Annotated in this window: 17 protein-coding genes and 3 pseudogenes; 12 read left to right on the top strand and 8 right to left on the bottom strand. The window is 63.4% G+C overall.

From position 1 onward, the window contains the following. The 4 genes and pseudogenes from thrS to BG842_RS04195 all read left to right on the top strand — a co-directional run. Positions 1-1863, top strand: a pseudogene (gene thrS / locus BG842_RS04210) (threonine--tRNA ligase); the annotation flags it as partial. A gap of 93 nt (positions 1864-1956) precedes the next feature. Continuing rightward, positions 1957-2670 (top strand): phosphoribosyltransferase family protein, encoded by a 714-nt coding sequence (locus BG842_RS04205; RefSeq protein WP_069449806.1) that lies wholly within the window; start codon positions 1957-1959, stop codon positions 2668-2670. A 152-nt stretch (positions 2671-2822) separates the two neighbouring features. After that, positions 2823-4286 (top strand): NCS2 family permease, encoded by a 1464-nt coding sequence (locus BG842_RS04200; protein WP_394327456.1) that lies wholly within the window; start codon positions 2823-2825, stop codon positions 4284-4286. A 137-nt stretch (positions 4287-4423) separates the two neighbouring features. After that, positions 4424-4672 carry a glutathione S-transferase N-terminal domain-containing protein gene (locus tag BG842_RS04195; protein WP_069449804.1) on the top strand — a complete coding sequence of 83 codons (249 nt, stop codon included), beginning with the start codon at positions 4424-4426 and terminating at the stop codon, positions 4670-4672. A 104-nt stretch (positions 4673-4776) separates the two neighbouring features. On the opposite strand, the gene BG842_RS04190 is transcribed toward BG842_RS04195, so the two are convergent. Beyond that, positions 4777-5724, bottom strand: coding sequence for a transcriptional regulator (locus BG842_RS04190; protein WP_069449803.1), 948 nt, complete (start codon positions 5722-5724; stop codon positions 4777-4779). A gap of 190 nt (positions 5725-5914) precedes the next feature. Here BG842_RS04190 and BG842_RS32965 point away from each other — a divergent pair. Both BG842_RS32965 and BG842_RS32960 read left to right on the top strand, forming a co-directional pair. Then, positions 5915-6570: pseudogene (locus BG842_RS32965) on the top strand (DUF1743 domain-containing protein); the annotation flags it as partial. Between the two features lie 33 nt (positions 6571-6603). After that, positions 6604-7137: an OB-fold nucleic acid binding domain-containing protein gene (locus BG842_RS32960; protein ID WP_394327457.1), complete on the top strand. Its 534-nt coding sequence runs from the start codon at positions 6604-6606 to the stop codon at positions 7135-7137. Between the two features lie 172 nt (positions 7138-7309). On the opposite strand, the pseudogene BG842_RS04180 reads toward BG842_RS32960, so the two are convergent. Both BG842_RS04180 and BG842_RS04175 read right to left on the bottom strand, forming a co-directional pair. Next, a pseudogene (locus BG842_RS04180) lies at positions 7310-8478 on the bottom strand (pyridoxal-phosphate dependent enzyme). A gap of 7 nt (positions 8479-8485) precedes the next feature. Further along, the gene (locus BG842_RS04175; RefSeq protein ID WP_069449802.1) at positions 8486-9442 is read right to left on the bottom strand and encodes a succinylglutamate desuccinylase/aspartoacylase family protein; all 957 of its coding nucleotides are present in this window, start codon (positions 9440-9442) and stop codon (positions 8486-8488) included. A 138-nt stretch (positions 9443-9580) separates the two neighbouring features. On the opposite strand from BG842_RS04175, the gene BG842_RS04170 reads away from it, so the two are divergent. Beyond that, entirely contained in the window at positions 9581-9970 is a 390-nt protein-coding gene (locus BG842_RS04170) for a RidA family protein (protein WP_069449801.1), read from the top strand. After that, positions 9967-10284, top strand: a complete 318-nt coding sequence (locus tag BG842_RS31055; protein ID WP_007982194.1) for a hypothetical protein — start codon at positions 9967-9969, stop codon at positions 10282-10284. The genes BG842_RS04170 and BG842_RS31055 overlap by 4 nt, the downstream gene beginning before the upstream one ends. A gap of 120 nt (positions 10285-10404) precedes the next feature. Here BG842_RS31055 and BG842_RS04160 read toward each other — a convergent pair whose 3' ends face one another. Further along, positions 10405-11610, bottom strand: coding sequence for a potassium channel family protein (locus tag BG842_RS04160; protein WP_069449800.1), 1206 nt, complete (start codon positions 11608-11610; stop codon positions 10405-10407). A gap of 100 nt (positions 11611-11710) precedes the next feature. On the opposite strand from BG842_RS04160, the gene citZ reads away from it, so the two are divergent. Next, entirely contained in the window at positions 11711-12850 is a 1140-nt protein-coding gene (gene citZ, locus BG842_RS04155) for a citrate synthase (protein ID WP_069449799.1), read from the top strand. 54 nt (positions 12851-12904) lie between these two features. On the opposite strand, the gene BG842_RS04150 is transcribed toward citZ, so the two are convergent. Both BG842_RS04150 and BG842_RS04145 read right to left on the bottom strand, forming a co-directional pair. After that, positions 12905-13576, bottom strand: a complete 672-nt coding sequence (locus BG842_RS04150; protein ID WP_069449798.1) for an alpha/beta hydrolase — start codon at positions 13574-13576, stop codon at positions 12905-12907. A gap of 87 nt (positions 13577-13663) precedes the next feature. Further along, positions 13664-14974, bottom strand: a complete 1311-nt coding sequence (locus tag BG842_RS04145; RefSeq protein WP_069449807.1) for an MATE family efflux transporter — start codon at positions 14972-14974, stop codon at positions 13664-13666. 172 nt (positions 14975-15146) lie between these two features. Between BG842_RS04145 and BG842_RS04140 the strand changes: the two genes are divergently transcribed. Next, on the top strand, positions 15147-15542 hold the full coding sequence (locus BG842_RS04140) for a gamma-glutamylcyclotransferase (RefSeq protein WP_069449797.1): 396 nt from the start codon (positions 15147-15149) through the stop codon (positions 15540-15542). 235 nt (positions 15543-15777) lie between these two features. Here BG842_RS04140 and BG842_RS04135 read toward each other — a convergent pair whose 3' ends face one another. Continuing rightward, a complete protein-coding gene (locus BG842_RS04135) occupies positions 15778-17184 on the bottom strand; it encodes an MATE family efflux transporter (RefSeq protein WP_069449796.1) in 1407 nt (468 codons plus the stop codon). A gap of 93 nt (positions 17185-17277) precedes the next feature. Next, positions 17278-17604, bottom strand: coding sequence for a DUF378 domain-containing protein (locus BG842_RS04130; protein WP_069449795.1), 327 nt, complete (start codon positions 17602-17604; stop codon positions 17278-17280). Positions 17605-17781: 177 nt separating this feature from the next. Between BG842_RS04130 and lipA the strand changes: the two genes are divergently transcribed. Continuing rightward, positions 17782-18720 carry a lipoyl synthase gene (lipA, locus tag BG842_RS04125; protein WP_069449794.1) on the top strand — a complete coding sequence of 313 codons (939 nt, stop codon included), beginning with the start codon at positions 17782-17784 and terminating at the stop codon, positions 18718-18720. 366 nt (positions 18721-19086) lie between these two features. Beyond that, positions 19087-19888, top strand: an 802-nt coding sequence (locus BG842_RS04120) for a thiamine pyrophosphate-dependent enzyme (protein WP_217493267.1), incomplete at its 3' end; no start/stop codon positions are given.

The raw sequence follows: 19888 nt of genomic DNA, 5'->3' as shown, positions 1-19888 counted from the left end.
TTCAGTCTCGGACGTCGCCTACGACATCGGACCGGGACTCGGCGAGGATTGTCTCGCCGGAATCGTGGACGGCAACCTCGCCGCCCCGGAGTATCGAATCGAGTCGAACGCCGACCTCCGAATCGTCACGCCGGGCAGCGAGGACGCCGTGCGCGTCCTCCGCCATTCCGCCGCGCACATCCTCGCACAGGCCGTCTCGCGGCTGTTCCCGGACGGGAAACTCGCCATCGGTCCGCCGACGGACGAGGGGTTCTACTACGACTTCGACGACCTCGACATCGACGAATCCGACCTCGCGGACATGGAAGCAGAGATGCGGGACATCGTGTCGGCGGACTACGACATCGTGCGCGAGGAGGTGTCCCCGAAGAGGCGCGCGAGCGCCTCGCCGACCAACCGTACAAACTCGAACTGCTCGACGACATCGCGGCGGACGAACCGGTCACGTTCTACCGACAAGGGGAGTTCGAAGACCTCTGTGCCGGGCCGCACGTCGCATCGACGGGCGAGGTCGGTGCCCTCTCGCTCCTCGAAATCGCGGGAGCCTACTGGCGCGGCGACGAGGACGAGGCGATGCTCACGCGGATTTACGGCACGGCGTTCGAGCGCGAATCCGAACTGGAATCGTTCCTCGAACGGCGGGAAGAGGCCGCGAAGCGCGACCACCGCAAAATCGGGCGCGAGATGGACCTGTTCTCGGTGCCCGACCACTCGCCGGGATGCGTTAACTTCCACCCGAGTGGGATGGCGATTCGGCGCGAACTGGAGGAGTACGTCCGCGAGAAGAACGCCGAGCTGGGATACGAGGAGGTAAAGACGCCCGAACTCAACCACACGGAACTCTGGAAGAAGTCGGGCCACTACGACCACTTCAAGGAGGAAGGCGAGATGTTCGCGTGGGAGCAAAACGGACACGAGTACGGCCTGAAACCAATGAACTGTGCGAACCACGCTCACATCTACGACGACCAGCGTCGGTCCTATCGTGACCTGCCGCTTCGGTTCTCGGAGTTCGGCATGTGCTATCGAAACGAGCAGTCCGGCGAACTCTCGGGGATGTTGCGGGTGCGCGGATTCACGCAGGACGACGGCCACGCCTTCGTCCGTCCCGAGGGGATTCGGGAGGAAATCGCCCGCACGCTGTCGGTCATCGACGGCATGTACGAGGCCTTCGGCTTGGACGCTCACCTCGTACTGGAGACGAAACCCGACGACGCCATCGGCGACGACGAACTCTGGGAAAGAGCACACGAGGCGCTCCGGAACGCGCTGGAGGACGAGGGGTTGGAGTACGACGTGGCCGAGGGCGAAGGCGCGTTTTACGGGCCGAAAATCGCCATCAACGTCGAGGACGCCATCGGGCGCGAGTGGACCATCGGAACGGTGCAGTTGGACTTCGTGCAACCCGAGCGCCTCGACATCAGCTACGTCGGCGAGGACAACGAGGAACACCGGCCTGTGATGATTCATCGCGCCCTGCTCGGGTCGATGGAGCGCTTCATGGGCGTGTTCATCGAGCACGTCGCGGGGAAGTTCCCGCTTTGGCTGGCACCGGAGCAGGTCCGAATCCTCCCAATCACGGACGACGAATCGGGCTACGCCGAGGAAATTGCGGACGAACTCGGGGCGTTCCGCGTCGAGGTGGACGGCCGGGACTGGACGCTCGGGAAGAAAATCCGCGCGGGCCACGACGACCGCGTACCGTACATGATAATTCTCGGTAGCGACGAAGCCGAATCGGGAACGATTTCGGTGCGCGACCGGAAGGAGAGACAGGAGGGCGGCGTCGAACGCGACGACTTCCGACGCCATCTGGAGGCCGAGTACGGCGAAAAGCGCCTCCACCCGGACTTCCTCGACTGACCCGCGTCACGAACCGAATCCACATAGTTGTGACTAGACGAACCGAATCCAGCATCGAAGTGTTCAAGGTTGCACGATGATGAGTAGCGGGGTATGAACCGAGCAGAGAAGGCCAATCTCCAACTACAGGCCGTCTCCGTCCTTCGAATGCTCAAGGAGACTCGAACCTACGACGAACTCGCCGAGGTGACCGACCTCCCGGCGGGCGACCTGAATCGCTACGTGAACGGACACGTCCTCCCCAGTCCCGACCGCGCGGAAGCGGTCGTGGAAGGGGTCGGACGCGAGCAACTCGCAGAAGAACTGCAGGCCCGGACCCGCCTCGACCCGGAAGGGTACGTGGACAACTCCGGGGTCGTCTTCGACCAGTCGTTCCTCGACCTCGTGGCCCCCGTCGCCGTCGAGACGTTCGACTTCGACCTCCCCGACGTTGTGTTGACCGCCGCGACGGACGGCATCACGCTCGCCGCCGCGATGGCGAGTTACTTCGGCGCGCGCTGTGCCTACGCCAAGAAGTCGAAGGAAACCGCCGTCGAGGAGTTTATCGAGGCCCGCCAGCGACTCGCCTCGGGTATCGAACTCACCTACTACCTGCCCGCCTCGGCCATCACGCCCGGCGAAACCGTGCTGGTCGTGGACGACCTCATCCGTTCGGGCGAGACGCAGGAACTCCTCTTGGACATCGCCGAGGACGCGGACGCGAACGTCGGCGGCGTCTTCGCCCTCATCGCGGCCGGAACGGAGGGAATCGAACGAGCGAAAGGACGGACGGACGCCCCCGTCGGCGCGCTTGCGTCGTTCGAATGACGTCTCGGTAGCACGCGGTAGTGAGCATCGTCATGTAAATTTTGCTCGAATGTGGGCGAAGAATTCCCCGACATATACATAATTACGTATTGGTGCCTAGATTCGATGAGAACTGTTAAGTAGGTATTCGCGTTTATGCTCACTCGTGAATCATGGGGCTAAAAGACATCAACGGTAATCGGCAGGAATCGGGCGTATCCGGCATGCTAGCTGACTACTTCGGTTTCGAGGAGCACGACACGACCCTCGGGACGGAGATCATGGCAGGGATAACGACGTTCCTGACGATGAGTTACATCGTCGTCGTGAACCCGTCCATCCTCGCGGATAACCCGCAGATACCGATTCAGGACGGTATCAACCTCGCGGGCTACTCGTACAACCAGACGGTGGCGATGCTCGCGGTCGTGACCATCATCGCCGCCGCGGTTGCGACGTTGACGATGGCGTTCTACGCGAACAGACCGTTCGCACAGGCACCGGGTCTTGGCCTGAACGCCTTCTTCGCGTTCACCGTCGTCGGAACGCTCGGCGTCTCGTGGCAGACGGCGCTCGCCGCCGTCGTCGTGGAAGGTGTGCTGTTCATCCTCCTGACCGCTATCGGCGCACGAAAATACATCATCCGCCTGTTCCCCGAACCCGTGAAGTTCGCGGTCGGAACGGGTATCGGACTGTTCCTCGCCATCATCGGACTCGAAGCGATGAACGTCGTCGTCGCCGACTCGGCGACCCTCGTCACGCTCGGCCCGGTCGCCTCCGACCCCACAGCGATCCTCTCCGTTCTCGGTCTCTTCCTCACGTTCGCACTCTACTCCCGCGGAATTCCGGGTTCCATCATCATCGGCATCGCCGCGACCACCATCGCCGGTTACGCCGCCGAGTTCTTCGGTCTCGTCGGCGCAGGAACCCTCACCCCGACGATGACGGGTGCGACCTACGACATCTCTCCCGTCGCTGGCGCGTTCGTGAGCGGCCTCGGAGCCCACGGACTGACCACGCTCGACGGACTGTTCTCGTTCGGCCTCATCGTGTTCACGTTCTTCTTCGTGGACTTCTTCGACACCGCCGGAACGCTCGTCGGCGTCGGACAGGTCGGCGGCTTCCTCAACGACGAGGGGAACCTTCCCGAAGTAGAGAAACCGCTGATGGCGGACGCCATCGGTACCACGGTTGGCGGTATGCTCGGCACCTCGACGGTGACAACGTACATCGAATCCGCCTCGGGCGTCGAGGAGGGCGGCCGAACCGGAATGACGGCGCTCGTCATCGGCGTCCTGTTCCTGCTCTCGCTCGTGTTCGTTCCCTTGGCGGCCGCGGTGCCCCAGTACGCCTCGCACATCGCGCTGGTCGTCATCGGCGTCGTCATGCTGGGCAACGTCGTTGACATCGCGTGGGACGACATCACCAACACCGTCCCTGCCGGAATGACCATCCTCGTCATGCCCTTCACCTACTCCATCGCCTACGGCATCGCCGCGGGCATCGTCTCCTACCCCATCGTCAAACTCGCCGCCGGAAAGCGCGATGATATCCGCCTCGGTCACTGGGCGCTCGCCGCGGCGTTCGTCCTCTACTTCTTCGTCCGCACGAGCGGCGTCCTGCAAGGGAACGTCTGAACACCGCCCCACTCCGCTCCGCTGTTCGAAAACCAGCGGGGTTTCTCATCGCCGGATGGATTCCTTTCGTCACTCGAAATCCGGCGGAATTCCTCGCGAACAGCACACTCTTATTTCTCACTTCCCTATGCGCTCGTATGTCGAACATCGAACTGTACGAACTCAGAGGGTGCCCGTTCTGTTCGAAGGTGACGTCCAAGTTGGACGAACTCGAACTGGACTACGAGACGCACTCCGTTCCCCGAAGACGCTCGCAGCGAACCGAAGTGAAAGAAATCAGCGGGCAAACCGGCGTGCCGGTGCTGGTCGATACGGAACACGGCATCGAGGGGATGCCCGAGAGCGACGACATCAACGAGTATCTGGAGACAACGTACGGCGAGTAACGACGCCGAGTCGAAGCGTTCGGTCGGAGTTCCGACGTTCGGGTTCCTCCCCGTGGTGAAAATCAGCGAAAAATCGGGCTAACGGGAAAACCGAGGCGACGATTTCAGGCTTCCGCGCGTTCCCGAATCAGCTTTTGCAGTTCGTCCGCGTCGTCGATTCCTTCGATTTCCTCGCGTTCGACCAGCGCGGTTCCGTCGACCGTTTCGCGCCGCGCTTCGTCCACGAAGTACACGGAGCGGGTGCGGGCGACGCGGCTGATGGAACTCATGATTCGAGCGCGCTTCTCGGCGGTTCGGGTGAACGTCGAATGGCTCGTCAGGACGCGGTCCTCGCGGTCGTCCTCGCTGACCGTCCTGAACGGGGCGCGGTTCGTCGGATGGACGGTGAACCCGACGCGGGTGAGCGCGGAGAACATGTCCTTGTCGTCGGGTTCGGCTTCCGGTTCGTCCGGCTCGTCGGCGTCCGTCAACTCCTCGGCACCGTCGAACACCTCGACCGGACTCGTCAACTCGCGGTCGAAGAGCGCTTCGAGTTCGACCGCAACCTCGACGCTGGCGTTCATGCCGCCCTCGTACTTCGAGACGGTGCGGCGGGAGACGCCGAGTTCGGACGCCAACTGCCCGAGGCTCCAGCCTCGGTCTTGGCGCTCGTCACGGAGGATGTCGCCGTCGATGTTGACGTACAGGCCGCCGGGCGCGGCGTACACGAGCGGCGGGACGCCCTCCACGAAGAGGTCAACCGCCGTATCCGGGCTGAACACCGGGACGCCGTGGCGGAAGTACACCACGCCGGTTTCGAGGTCCTGATTTCGGGTCCGGAGGCCGAGCACCAACGGCGTCGCGTCGAGATACGTGCCGAGACGCCGCATCTCGACGCCCGTCTGGGCGTCGAACGCGTCGATATTGCCGAGGATCTTCAACAGCAGGAGGTCTGGTCCTCGTCGCGCTGCCACGTCGAAACTCTTTGGTCGGATAGCACACCGGTCGCTGACTACGAATCCAGCGTCCTCTAACATCGCAGTCACGTTTCCGACCAGTGCAGACCGGGACATGGTGACAGGTAAGTGATTCCAGTATAAAGGCGTTTTGGCGCGCTACATCGGCGCAGTCTTGCGATTGTCAAAATTGCCGGCGATAGATTCATATACGTTAGATTTCTTCGAAAGCGGTTAGTTCGCCACGCCGCAACCCCCGGACGTGACGGTCATCGGTCTCGACGACACCGACTCCCGAAACCGGGGCATGTGTACGACCTACCTCGCGGCGCGACTCGCCGAACGGATTCGAGACGCCGGGGGGACCGTGGAGCGACTGCTCCTCGTCCGACTCAACCCCGCCGTGAAACACAAGACGCGGGGCAACGCCGCGTTGGCGATTCACACCGATTTCGACGCCGAACGGGCGTTCGAACTCGCCCGCGGGGAGTTGTCCGCCGCCGCCGAAACCGACGACCCGAGAACGAACCCCGGCCTCGTCGTCGCTCCCCACGGCCCCGACGAGGCACCCGACGAAATCGCCGACTTCGCGCGGCGCGCCGTTCGGGAACTGCTCTCCCGCGAGGAGGCCGAGCGGCGAATCGAGGCCGCGGGCTATCGCCACGCGGGATGGAAGAATGGCCGCGGGAAAATCGGCGCGGTGGCGGCCGTCGGCGCACACGCCGCCTTCTCCGAGTGGACCTACGAACACATCTCTTACCGAGAACCCGAGCGGTGGGGCACCCCCCGAGAGGTAAACTTCGACTCGGCCTTCGCCGCCGCCGATTCGGGCTACCCGGACGTGTGGGACACCGTTGACCGCGGCACCGGCGAGGCGGTCTGCGTCCCCCACACGCCCTGCCCATCCTCCACGGGATTCGCGGCGACGACCCGGAGGCCGTCCGCCGCGTCTCGGAGGGCATCGACGGCGAACCCGTCGCCCGAACTGCGCTGTTCGTGACGAATCAGGGAACCGACGCCCACCTGCAGGACGCCGCCCTGCACGAGGTCGAAGACGACAGCGCCTACCGGGTGACGGGAACCGTCGCCTCGGAACCGGAGACGCGGCGCGGCGGGCACGTCTTCTTCACCGTGACGGACGGCGAGGCCGAACTCACCTGTGCCGCCTTCGAACCCACGAAGCGCTTCCGCGACCACGTTCGGAACCTCCGCCCCGGCGACCGAATCACGGCCTGCGGCGAGGTGACGAAGGGAACCCTGAAACTGGAGAAGTTCGCGGTGCGGTCGCTCGACGCGACGGAACTCGTGACGCCGAACTGTCCCGACTGCGGCCGCTCGATGAAGAGCGCGGGGGCCGGACAGGGCTACCGCTGTCGGCGGTGCGGAACCGACGCGGCGGGCAAAGTCGAGCGCGAACTCGACCGCGAACTCGAAGTCGGGTGGTACGAAGTCCCGCCGGAAGCGCGACGCCACATCGCAAAACCCCTCGTCCGCGGCGATTTCGACGCCCCGACGCATCCGGAGTGGTGACCGGTTCGAGGCGGGCGATTTCCGCGACTGTTCTGTGCGTCTATTGGCTGGATAGGGGTTGCGGGAGTTTTTTGACTACACTCGCTACGAACAAACGAAAACTGCACGTCAGCAGTTACGACGTCACCAAATCAACAGTACGACATCACGAAAACCGCTATCCGGTCGCCAGTTACGCTTTCAGTCCGCTGCCCGTGAGCGGGACCACCACGTCGGCGTCGTCCGCCAAAATCCCTCGGTCGCGGTACTCCGTCAGACCGGCCGCGGCGACGGCGCTCGTGGGTTCGACGTAGAACCCGGTCCGGTGGAGTTTCTCCAGCGCCGCTTCCGTGGAACCCGCGTCCAGCGCGATGGCGTCGCCGTCCGTCGCGTCGATGGCGTCCACGATCTGGTCGCGGCGGGCGGGATGCGTTATCTGAATCCCGTCCGCGACGTCGTTGCGCGCGTCGGCGTGGCCGTCGCCGGAGCGACCGTCAGTACCATTCTCGCCCTCGCCCCGCCCTTGCCCTCACCCTCGCCGTCGTTGCGCTCGTCGGCGTGGATGCCGTCCGCGATGGGGGAGACGCCCGCGGCCTGCACGCCGAGGAGTCGCGGCATCGAGTCGGTCCACCCCGCGTCGAGCAGGGCGCGGAAGCCGCGGTACGCGCCGAGGAAGAGCGTTCCGTGCCCGAGCGGCGTCACGACGGCATCCGGGACGTTCCAGTCGCGTTGGGCGGCGAGTTCCAGCGCGAACGTCATCGTCCCCGCGAAGAAGGCCGGGTTCCACGCGTGGCTGGCGTACCACCCGTCGCCGTTCTCGACGGCTTCGATGCACGCGTCGGTCACGTCCTGTCTGCTCCCCTCGATTCGGACCGGGGTCGCACCGGCGCACTCGATGGCCTTTAGTTTCGAAGCCTTCGCGTCCTCCGGGACGTAGATTTCGGCGTCGATACCCGCCCGAGCGGCGTACTGGGCGATGGCCGCCCCCGCGTTGCCCGAGGAGTCTTCGAGCACCGTCTCGACGCCGAGTTCGGCGGCGTGCGAGAGGGTCGTCGTCGCACCGCGGTCCTTGAAACTGCCCGAGGGGAACACACAGTCCAGCTTGAACTGGGCGTTCCAGTCGTCGGCATCGACGAGCGGCGTGAACCCCTCGCCGAGGGTCGCCACGCGCCGGACCGGGAGAAACTCCTCGAAGGCCCACAGGCCGTCCCGCGTGTCGATGTCGGTGAACTCGGGCGGGGGACCGTCGGGAAGCGGTTGCTCGGAGAAATCCAACGGATGGCCGCACTCACAGCGCCACGGCTCGTCCGCCCCGGCGGCGTATTCGTTCCCGCAAGCCGAACAGGAGAGGGAAGTTACCATGCGTTGGTCAGTAGCGGCTGACGTCGATGCCCACCGAACAGACGTATTCGCCAGTAGCGACTTGCGGCAGGCGACGCGAGCGCCAGAAGATGCCGGTGCGGTCGGCGGTGACTTCGGCTTTCAGGCGGCCGAACACGTCGGTGATGGTGAACAGCGTCTCGCCCGGCGACACGTCGTCGCCGAGGTCCTTCTGGAAGGTGACGAGACCGCCGCTCGGCGCGCCGTAGCGGTCGAAACCGGTCGCTCGCGTCTGGGTGTTCACCGTCACGTCCTCGTCGAGGAAGCCGTAGTAGCGAAGGACGTTGAACACGCCGTCGACGCCGTACTGGATGCTCTTTTCGTCCCAGCCGACACAGCCGCCGAGTTCCGGGTCGATGGTCGGGACCCCCTCGTCCGGCGCGGCGCGGGCGAGTTGTCCGTCCGGTCCCTTCTGGTCGAGGACGTAGCCGCAGTTGAACACCTTGGCGAGTTCGAGACACTCGTCGTGCAGTCGGTGGCGCGGGCCACAGCGGACACGAGCCTCGTTTATCATCCGACTGGTCGAGCCCTGGTGCAGATCGAGCACGAGGTCGGCGCGCATCGCGGTCTCGAAGGTCGCCGCCGCGATTCGCTCGCTCGACGTCCCCGACTCGTTGCCGGGGTACGTCCGGTTCATCTTCGTGTCGTCGATGGGATTCCTGTGTTCAGCCACCTGAAAGCCGTGGTAGTTGACGAGACCGGTGATGAGAATCGTTCCCGAGAGTTCCTCGGGGTCGAGTTGCGGGACGACTCGGTTGACGACACCGAGTCCGTTGAGTTCGTCGCCGTCGCTGACGGCCTGGATATAGAGCGTCTTTCCGTCGTCCGCGCCGTTGATAACGGCAACCGGGAGGCCGAACTGGCTCCCGTCGCGAGTTTCACCGACCGGGAGGCGGCCCGTGTCCATCTCCCCAGGGGCCGCGCTCGCCGTTCCGAGCGTTGTCATTACCGAAACACCGTCGCCGAAAACCCTTAGCAGTTCGGTATTCCCGTTGCCAGGTTCGGCACGGCACGTCGTTTGCGGGTGAAAATCGGTCGGTGATTCGAACGGACACTTTTTGATTGGAGGACGGCTGTCCTCTCCATGGACCGAGAAAAGATATCGAGCGGAACCGAGTGGGAAGGACGCGTCGGCTACTCGCGTGCGGTTCGCGTTGGAAACGAAGTCCGGGTCTCCGGGACCACCGCCACCGACGACGATGGGACCATCGTCGGCGAGGGAGACGCGTATCGCCAGACGAAACGGACGCTCGGAAACGTCGAATCGGCACTCGAAGAAGCGGGTGCGAGCCTCGACGACGTGGTTCGAACGCGTATGTACGTCACCGACATCGAGAACTGGGAACCGGTCGGCGAGGCGCACGCCGAATTCTTCGGTGACGTGCGACCCGCCACCAGCATGGTGGAGGTCAGCAGGCTCATCGACTCCGAGATGCTGGTCGAAATCGAAGCCGACGCCATCGTCACGGCGTGACCGACGCACCTTTTATTCGGCCGTTCCAACCACCGAGCGTGCAAGAAGAGATTCCCGAACGCCCGCCGACATCGAACCTCATCGAGGCGCTGAACGTCCGCCGAAACGCCGCGTTCGGCTTCACGATGAGCATCGTGTTCACCGCGCTCGTCTACGTCTACCGAGTCGTCCTCGTCGGGCACGTCAGGGGACAGGCGGGAACGCCGACCGCGTATCTCGCGCTCGGATTCGTGCTGGCGTTCACGCTCGGCGCGCTGTTGACGGCGGCGTTGACGCTCGTTTCGGCGCGGCGGCTCGCGCGTGACCTCGACTGACCGACTTCGGCCCGATGACCCACCTCACACGCCGCGCGCCACATCACCCACATCACGCTATCCGCGCCGCGCCATCCGCACCACGCCGCGCGCCGCGCCATCCGCACCACGCCACCCGCCTCACTCTATCCGTTCCCCACCGGACAGTTCGGTGAGCCGTTCGGCACCCGATCGCGTTCCCTTCGCCAACAGCACGTCGCCCGCGTGAACCTCGGTTTCCGGGCCGGGCGAAATCACCCAGTCGTCCGGCGGCCGCCGAACCGCGATGACGCGCATTCCCGTCTCGGTTTCGACCTGCTCCTCGCCCAGCGTCGTGTCGTCGAACGCGCTCCCGTTCGTGACGGTGACGCGGACGATGACCTCATCGCTCTCCTGTACCGCGTGTTCGACCACCGGATGGGTTCCGAGGCCGCGGAGAACGCCCTCACTGATTTCGACGGCCGCGTCGCTGATGACCTCCGTGCTGTTGGCGAGGTGGACGAGTCCGCGCAAGGAAACGGGGTCGTCCGCGTGCGCCGCCGCCTGCAACGTCCACGCCTCGAAGCGCGACTGAAGCGCGTCCACTTCGGCTTCGAGTTCCACCACCTCTTCGGCCACGTCCGTGCTGTCGAACAGGACGCTCCCGTAGGCCAAATCGACCGCGAGTTCGCTCATGTTCTTCATCAGGACGATGGAATCGACCGCGCGTTCGAGGTCGGTGTCGTCCGCCTCCGGGGGTTCGGGTGGTTGGTACTCCCGGCCGGTCGCCTCCTCGTACACGTCGGCGATGCCCTCCTCCGGCCCGCGCAACAGGAGTCGGTCGTCCACCCGGAGGTCGGTGTCGCGGTGGGGGTTCAGAATCCAGTCGCCGCCGCGATGGATGGCGATGACGCGAACCCCGGTCTCGGTTTCGAGGTTCAACGCGCCGAGCGTCCCCCCGGCGAGCGGTGACGACTCCGCTATCGTGGCGTGGACGAGCGTCTCTATCGCCTCGGGGAGCGTCGCGCGCATCGCCTGCGGGAGGCCGATATCCTCCAAGACGACCTTGGCGATGTCGCCCGCCGCGTCGGCGATTTTCTCGGCCGCACCGACGACGCCGAGGACGGGCGCGAGTTCTTCCGCATCCTCCGGGCTTCTGGCGGCCATGAGCAGGCTCATTCTGGCCTGCATCTGGAGCACGTCCATCTTCCCTTCGAGGGCGATTACCTCCTCAGCGATGTCGTCGCTGCCGTGGAGGACGGCCGAGTACGAGAGGTCGATGAGTAGTTCCGCGGTGTCTTTCATCTCCGCCAAGACCTCCTTCACGCTCCGGGGTTCGTACTCGACGTCGCCGCTCGCGGGTTCCATACGCCGACGTTGGTCACTCTCGCGTAAAAACGTTCGCGGGTCGTTGGGGAACGACCACGAAAGATAATCCTTTTGCGGCTACCCCGTGAATCGTCCGAACATGGCAGACGAGGTTAAAAAAGGCTTAGAGGGCGTTGTAGTCGCGGAGTCAGCACTGAGCCACATCGATGGCGACGAGGGAAAACTCATCTATCGCGGATACACGATAGAAGACCTCGCTCGTGGCGCGAGTTACGAGGAAGTGCTGTACCTCCTCTGGCACGGTGAGCTGCCGAATCGTGACGAACTCGAGGCCTTCAGCGACTCCATGACAGAGGAGCGCGAGGTGGACGATGGCGTCATGGACACCGTGCGCGAACTCGCCGAATCCGATTCCGAACCGATGGCGGCGCTCCGCACCGCCGTCTCCATGCTGGCGACGTACGACCCCGACGACTCCGACACCGACCCCTCGGACCGCGAGGCGAACCTCCGAAAGGGTCGCCGCATCACCGCGAAGATTCCGACCATCCTCGCGGCGTTCACACGCATCCGGAACGGCGACGACCCCGTCGAACCGCGAGCTGACCTCGGTCACGCCGCCAACTTCCTCTACATGCTCAACGACGAGGAACCGGACGCCGTGCTCGCGGACGTGTTCGACCAAGCGCTCGTGCTCCACGCGGACCACGGCCTGAACGCCTCGACGTTCTCGGCGATGGTCACGTCGAGCACCCTCGCCGACCTGCACAGCGCCGTGACGAGTGCTATCGGCACGCTCTCCGGGTCGTTGCACGGCGGCGCGAACGCCAACGTCATGCGGATGCTGAAGGAAGTGGACGATAGCGACCAGGACCCCGTGGAGTGGGTGCAGAACGCGCTCGACGAGGGGCGACGCGTCGCTGGCTTCGGCCACCGCGTCTACAACGTGAAGGACCCGCGGGCGAAAATCCTCAGCGAACAGAGCGAGGAACTCGGCGAGGCCGCGGGCGACACGAAGTGGTACGAGATGTCCGTCTCCATCGAGAACTACATGAAAGAGGAGAAGGGTCTCGCGCCCAACGTGGACTTCTACTCCGCCTCGACCTACTACCAGATGGGTATCCCCATCGACATCTACACGCCCATCTTCGCGCTCTCGCGCGTCGGCGGTTGGATAGCGCACGTGCTCGAACAGTATGACGACAACCGCCTCATCCGCCCGCGAGCCAAGTACGTCGGCGACGAGGACGTCGAGTTCGTCCCCATCGACGAGCGATAAGCGCGATTCGAGTTCGACCTTCGATTTTCGCCTTCGATTTTCGTTTTCAAGCGATTACTCCGACAGGAGGTCGTCCACCATTCCATCGACGTGAGCGATTTCTTCCTGCACGACTCCGTGGGCCATCCCCTCGAATATCCGTTCGGTGACCGAGCCGTCCAGTTCCGTCAGGACCGCCTCCGTCTCGTGGACGCGTTCGACGGGGATGTGCGGGTCGCGGTCGCCACACCCGAGGTACACCGGCGTTCCGTCGAGCGACCCCTCGTACTCGCGCGCCGTTCCCTCGGGACCGATGAGACCGCCGCTGAACGCCGCGACGCCGCCGTATTTTCGGGCGTTCCGCGCGACGAATTCGGTCGTCAGACACGCACCCTGTGAGAAGCCGAGCAGGAAAACGCGTTCCGGCGGGATACCGACAGATTCGAGATCGGAGACGAGCGTTTCGAGGAGCGAGAGCGCGGACGAGAGGTACGGTTGGTTCGCATCGAGCGGCGCAAGAAACGACTGCGGGTACCACGTGTTTCGCGCCGCCTGTGGCGCGAGGAAGGCGATTTCCTCGCGTCGAAACTCGTCGGCGAGGTCGAGGATGCTCTGTGCGGTCGCACCGCGGCCGTGCACCAACACCATGGCCGCCGACGCCTCGTCCGGCGACGCGCCGGACGTGACGACGGATTGTCCCGCATGTGGGCCGTCGATATCGCTCGTCTCGAAGGTCGAGTCGGTCATAACCGAGGAATGGGTCTCGTGTTCCCTACCACTTTCTCTCGCGGGGGAACTCTCCGGCTTTCGGCGCGGGAAGAAATCCCGAAATAGCTAGGTGCCGTCCGAACTCCCGCGCTCTTCCATCATCGCCGCGGCGCGAGTCGCCCAGTTGCCGTGATAGAATCCCGTGCCGACGACGCCCAGCGCCCACACGTAGTAGAGAATGATTCCGGCGTACACGCCCACGATTCCGTACTGGAAGTGAACGCCGACGACCCACGAAAAGCCGACCATGAACACGAACATTCCCGACGTTCGGGCGATAAAGGGCGTCTTGGTGTCGCTTCCGCCCTGCAGCGCACCGGCGAGAACGACGAAGGAGACGAGGAACGGCGCGGCGAGCCCGTACACGCGGGCGAAATCCGCGGCGTAACGGAGCGTCGCCGGGTCCGAGGTGAAGATGCGCGCCAAGGGTTCGGCGGCGAGAAAGAGGACGACGCCGATGCCGCCGACTGTCACGAGTCCGAGCGCCGTCGTTGCCCAGCCTTCGAACCGAGCGCGGTCCGGGTCACCGTCACCGAGCGCCTGCCCGACGACGACGCTGGAGGCGACGCTGTACCCGCGCGAGAGCGGACCCGTCACCTGTTGGTACACCCGTCGGCCGATCTGGAACGCCGCGTTCACGTCGGTGCCGAAGGAGAGCAAAATCGCGTTGAACGGGAACTCCGCGACGGTCGCCGCGAATCCCTCGCCGATTCGCGGGGCGCTGACGGCGAGCAACTGCTTCGTAATGGTTCGATTCCGGGGCCGCGTGAACGACGTTCGCGTCACGCCGAACGCGATAGCCAGCACGAGCACGACCGCGGTGAACAGGTTTCCGACCGCGGTGGCCACGCCGACGCCGACGATTCGCAACTCCGGGAACGGGCCGAGACCGAGCCCCAATCCGACCGTCCCGCCGATGTTGAGCACGTTGGAGACCACGTTGACGTACATCGGCGTTCGCGTGTCCCCCGTTCCCTGCAGAGAGCGAGCGGCCACCAGCGAGACGTGGCGAGCGGGCGCGGTGAAAAAGATGACGGTGAGATACGAGCCGCCCATCCGCGCGACGTTTTCGGGTGCGCCGAGCAGCGCGATTGCGGGTTCGGCGACCAACAGACCGAAGAGGACGAACGGAACGCCGGAAACCGCACCGACGAGGATAGCTTGCGTCACCGCCTCGTCGCGGTTGGCCGTCGCACCGCCGCCCGTATCCTGACTGGAGAGGGCAATCGCGCCGCCGCCGAGTCCGAGTCCGATTCGGAGCGGCAACCGCGCGTAGAGGTCCGCGAGACCGATTGCCGCGACGGCGGCGGGCGAAAACAGCCCGGTGACGATGATGTCGGTCGTCCGCATCATCGTTCGGAGCACCTGCTCGGCCATGACGGGCCACGAGAGTCCGAGGACCCGCCGCCAAACGGCGACGAACCGCGAACGTCCTGTCACGCGACGGAATTGTTTCCGACGGGGTTTGGCTGTATCGGAACGGGCAACCGACGCGCCGGACGTCCCCACCCGGTAGGGCTAACTGGCCGTCGTTCGTGTGGCAGGTCACATGCTGGTGTTCGTCTACGGTACCCTGACCGACCCTGAGCGCGTCGCGTCCGTCGTCGAGACGTTCGAATTCGTCGGCGACGCGACGCTCGTCGGATTGCATCGCGTCGATGGCCGCTATCCGACGCTCGCACCGGGCGGCCACACCGAAGGCAGGTTGCTCGAAACACCCGATGTGGGCGCACTCGACTCGTACGAAGGCGTCGAACGGGGGCTCTACAGCAGAGTCCCGATTCCCGGCGACGGCACCTCCGAGGACGAAATCGCGGTGTACGTCGGCGACCCGACCAAACTCGACGCGACGGAATCGATTTCGTGGCCCGGAGACGGACCGCTCGAAAGTCGAATATACCAATACGTTGAAAATGGCATGGTTCGGGTTAGAACGAACGATTAATTTATGTACGACATCCGTCTGACTCCGAACGTCTGCCTTCCGTCTGACACCGGTGCTACCCTCCCGCTTGCTATCGATTTTACTTTCACTCCGCCCCCCGTGCGCTTAAGTAGTACGGCGCGCTGGTTCAAAACGCGGTCACACGCTCCGCGCTCCCATTCTTTCCCCCTTTTGAAATATGAGTGACAACAATAGAGGGTAGTCGAACGAGTATCGAAACTGGTACCGAAACGGATCAGTCGTCAACGGAACTGTTGGCGCTCCGCGACGCACGCCGGGTCATTCCGTCGCTCACTTGGAAGTAGTAGTAGATACCGAAACCGACGGCAGCCACGCAGTTCGAAAGGGTAACAGCCCAGAAGACGGCGTGAACGTCGTATCCGAGCCACAACACACCGACGGCGGCGATTGGGAGTCGAATCCCCCAATATTTCACCATATCCGCGACCATCGTCGTCTTGGTCCGGCTTGCACCGTTGAACCCGGCACCGAGGAGGTACATCACGCCGATTCCCCAGTACCCGTAGGCGAGGATGCGGAGATAATCGACCGTGAGGTCGTACGTAGCCTGTGAAACATTGGGAACGAATAGGTTCGTCAACATGCCGGGAATAAACCACTGAATGACGCCGATGACCGAGAGGCCGACCGCCGCGATGGCGACGCCGACCCACGTCGTCCTACTCGCTCGCATCGGATTTTCGGCACCGATGTTCTGCCCGATGACGCTCTGTGCGGCGCTTTGAAGGCCGCTCGCGGGAATGAAAGCGATACTGGCGACGCTCGCACCGATGGTGTACGCGGAGACGGCAGCAGGGCCGCCAGCGGCCGTCACAACCGCGATAATGAGGACGCGGACGGATTGTGCAGCAGCGCGCTGGCCGAACATCGGCAAGCCGATGTCGAGCAGTTCACGGTAGTCGCTCAACCGGAACGTCATCGCCTCCCGCGTGAGAGTGAAGCCGTCCCGACCGCGAATCAACATTCCGAGGCCGAACAGGGACGAACAACCGTACCCGAGTATCGTAGCGAGGGCGGCACCCGCGATGCCGAACCCTTCGAATCCGGGGATACCAAGTCCGAAGATGAGAATCGGGTCGAGAACGATGTTGATACCGACCGCCACGACGTTGATGTAGAGCGCGGCACGCGAGTCACCCCAGCCGACGAATCCCATCTCGATAGCGTCGCCCATTCCCAAGATGGGAAAGCCGAATGAGTACGTAACCAGATAGGTGACGGCGGCAGACGCAACGGCGGGTTCGGCGCCGAACAGCGCGATGATATCCCGCCCGAAAACGAAGATGAGAACGGTCATCGTTATCCCGAGCGCGAACGCGAGCGACATCCCATGAAACACCGCTCTCCGGGCGCGTGACAACTCGTTAGCACCGACGCGCTGGGAGACGAGAACTTGTGTTCCGGTCATAGTAATCATGAAAACCGAGAAGATGAGCGACGTTAGGGGGATATTGACACCGACTGCGGCAACCGCGGTCTCGCCGAGTCGACCGAGCCAGAAGATATCGACGATTTGTTGGGCGACCTGTACGAGGTTTTGGACGACGAGCGGTACAGCGAGAAGGACGAGAGCACGCACTAACGACCCGTTAGTGATTTCGTCCCGTGAGACATTGAGCATGGTTTTTGCCGTTACATGCGTTATAAAATCGTGATAGTATTTATAGATATGGCAATGAAGATGTGAGAAACAAGGACACGGATATGAGAGGGATCACTCAGTCCGTCGTGGCTCCGTCTGTTGTGCCGCCTGCTGTCGTGTCTGTCGGCTCGCACGACCAATTTTGTAACTGGTGTAGATGAAGTACAGTCCCGCCAGACCGACGAGGACGTAGATGAGGTCCGTGACTACTTGTGCGACGTTGGGGAGGAACAGGAGTCCCGCCACCTGCCGGACGACGTTGACTCGCCCGCCGGTCAGGTCGGTGATGCCGAGAATCCCCCAGTTGAGCGCACCGATGATGATGAGAAGCATGCTGAACCAATCCAGTCCGTTCGTCCGCATGCCGTCGGACGACTCCGTGTTACGATTCGTAGCCATGGAACGGAACTAGGGAAACTACCCGTATTGTTATTTGCCAGTTGTACACGGACCGGCGCGAGTATTCGACCGTTTCCATCCCGAAACGGAAATTATGGACGAACGTGGAGCGGAACCGGACGGAGCACTTCGGACAATACCCTATCCTTTTGTCGTGGCGGGCCGAAAGCGTCGGTAATGAGTGGGCGGCGCAAACCCGACTGGTTGAAGATGCGACCCCCGTCGGGACAGGAGTTTACGGGTATCAAGCAGACGCTCCGAGAGCACGACCTCAATACGGTTTGTGAGGAGGCCAACTGTCCGAACCTCGGAGAGTGCTGGAGCGGGAGAGGTGCCGACGGCGGCGGAACGGCCACCTTCATGCTGATGGGACACAAGTGTACGCGAAGCTGTGGCTTTTGCGACGTCGATACCGGCGGCGGCGAACCGCTCGACCCCGACGAACCGGTGAACGTGGCCAGCGCCATCGCCGAAATCGGCCTCGACTACGTGGTGCTCACGTCGGTTGACCGCGACGACCTCGAAGGACAGGGTGCCGAACACTTCGCGCAGACGATTCGGGAGATAAAGAAGCGCCACCCCGGAATTCTCGTGGAAGTGTTGATTCCCGACTTCCAAGGCGACGAAACGCTCGTTCGGAAGATAATCGACGCGGACCCGGACGTCATCGCGCACAACGTCGAGACGGTCGAACGCCTCCAAGGGCACGTCCGCGACCCGCGAGCGGGCTACGAACAGAGCCTCGGCGTTCTCGAACAGGTCACGCGCGAATCGGACATCTACACGAAGACGAGCCTGATGTTGGGCCTCGGCGAGTACGACCACGAGGTGTATCAGGCGCTTTCGGACCTCCGGGAGACGGACGTGGACATCGTGACGCTCGGCCAGTATCTCCAGCCGTCGCGGATGCACCTCGACGTCGAAGAGTACGTTCACCCGGCGAAATACCGAACGTGGCAGGAAGTCGCCGAAGAGGAACTGGGATTCCTCTACTGTGCGAGCGGGCCGATGGTCCGGTCGTCGTACAAGGCGGGCGAGCTGTTCGTCGATGCCATCCTCCGGGATGGGAAGACGGTCGAGCAAGCAAGGAGAGAGGCCCGGAGGGTCTCCGTATAGTGAGCGGGGAGGAACGACCGGCGAGCCGCGAGCCGTGAGGCGTCGCACGCGACACGCTTCGTCATAGCAAACAGGGTACGAGCCGCGAGGAGGGGAGTTCGGCGGATTTCTGTTTGAACGAACGGTGAAATGAGCTGAATGATGTACAACTCTGTCCGAACATATATACAATGGAATTACCGGTAAATTTCGACAGTAACCGATACGTCCACCATTCAACTGCTATTCGGCGAATAACTTTATATTGAAAGATTATATCCGGATTTGGAGGACGATTCTGTGAAAATCGTGTGAGAGACAATTCCTATGGGAAGTTAATTACGAAAACCCTATAATGCGCGCGAGAGTTCTTTTGTGTATGTCAGGATGGGTTCGATCGTGAGCATCGTACACCAAGACCCCCAGGACCGAGTACAGATACTGGATGAAGACGGGACGGTGCTGGACGGAATGGAGGTACCGGACCTCTCCGACGAGGAACTGGTGGACATGTACCGCCAGATGCGTCTCGCCCGCCACTTCGACGAGCGAGCGGTGAGCCTCAACCGGCAGGGACGGATGGGGACCTACCCGCCGCTCTCCGGGCAGGAAGGCGCACAAATCGGAAGCGTCTACGCGCTTTCCGACGACGATTGGATGTTCCCGAGCTACCGCGAACACGGTGCGGCGCTCGTCCGCGGTCTCTCGCTCAAACGGACCATGCTCTACTGGATGGGCCACGAGGCGGGGAACGACATTCCGGACGACTCGAACATCTTCACCGTCGCGGTCCCCATCGCGACCCAGATTCCGCACGCGACCGGCGCGGCGTGGGCGTCGAAGCTCAAGGGCGAGGACAAGGCGTTCCTCTGCTACTTCGGCGACGGTGCGACGAGCGAGGGCGACTTCCACGAAGGGCTGAACTTCGCGGGCGTCTTCGACACGCCGTCCGTCTTCTTCTGTAACAACAACCAGTGGGCTATTTCGGTGCCGCGCGAGCGCCAGACGGCCAGCGCCACCATCGCCCAGAAGGCACAGGCCTACGGCTTCGAGGGCGTGCAAGTCGATGGAATGGACCCCCTCGCCGTGTATCAGGTGACGAAGGAAGCCGTCGAGAAGGCGAAAGACCCCGCGGAGGACGAACAGCGTCCGACGCTTATCGAGGCGGTCCAGTACCGCTTCGGTGCAC

The sequence above is a fragment of the Haladaptatus sp. W1 genome (assembly GCF_001723155.1).
GTDB classification, from domain to species: domain Archaea; phylum Halobacteriota; class Halobacteria; order Halobacteriales; family Haladaptataceae; genus Haladaptatus; species Haladaptatus paucihalophilus.
The sequence above is the reverse complement of the archived record's forward strand: the minus strand, read 5'-3'. Positions and strand labels throughout refer to the sequence as shown.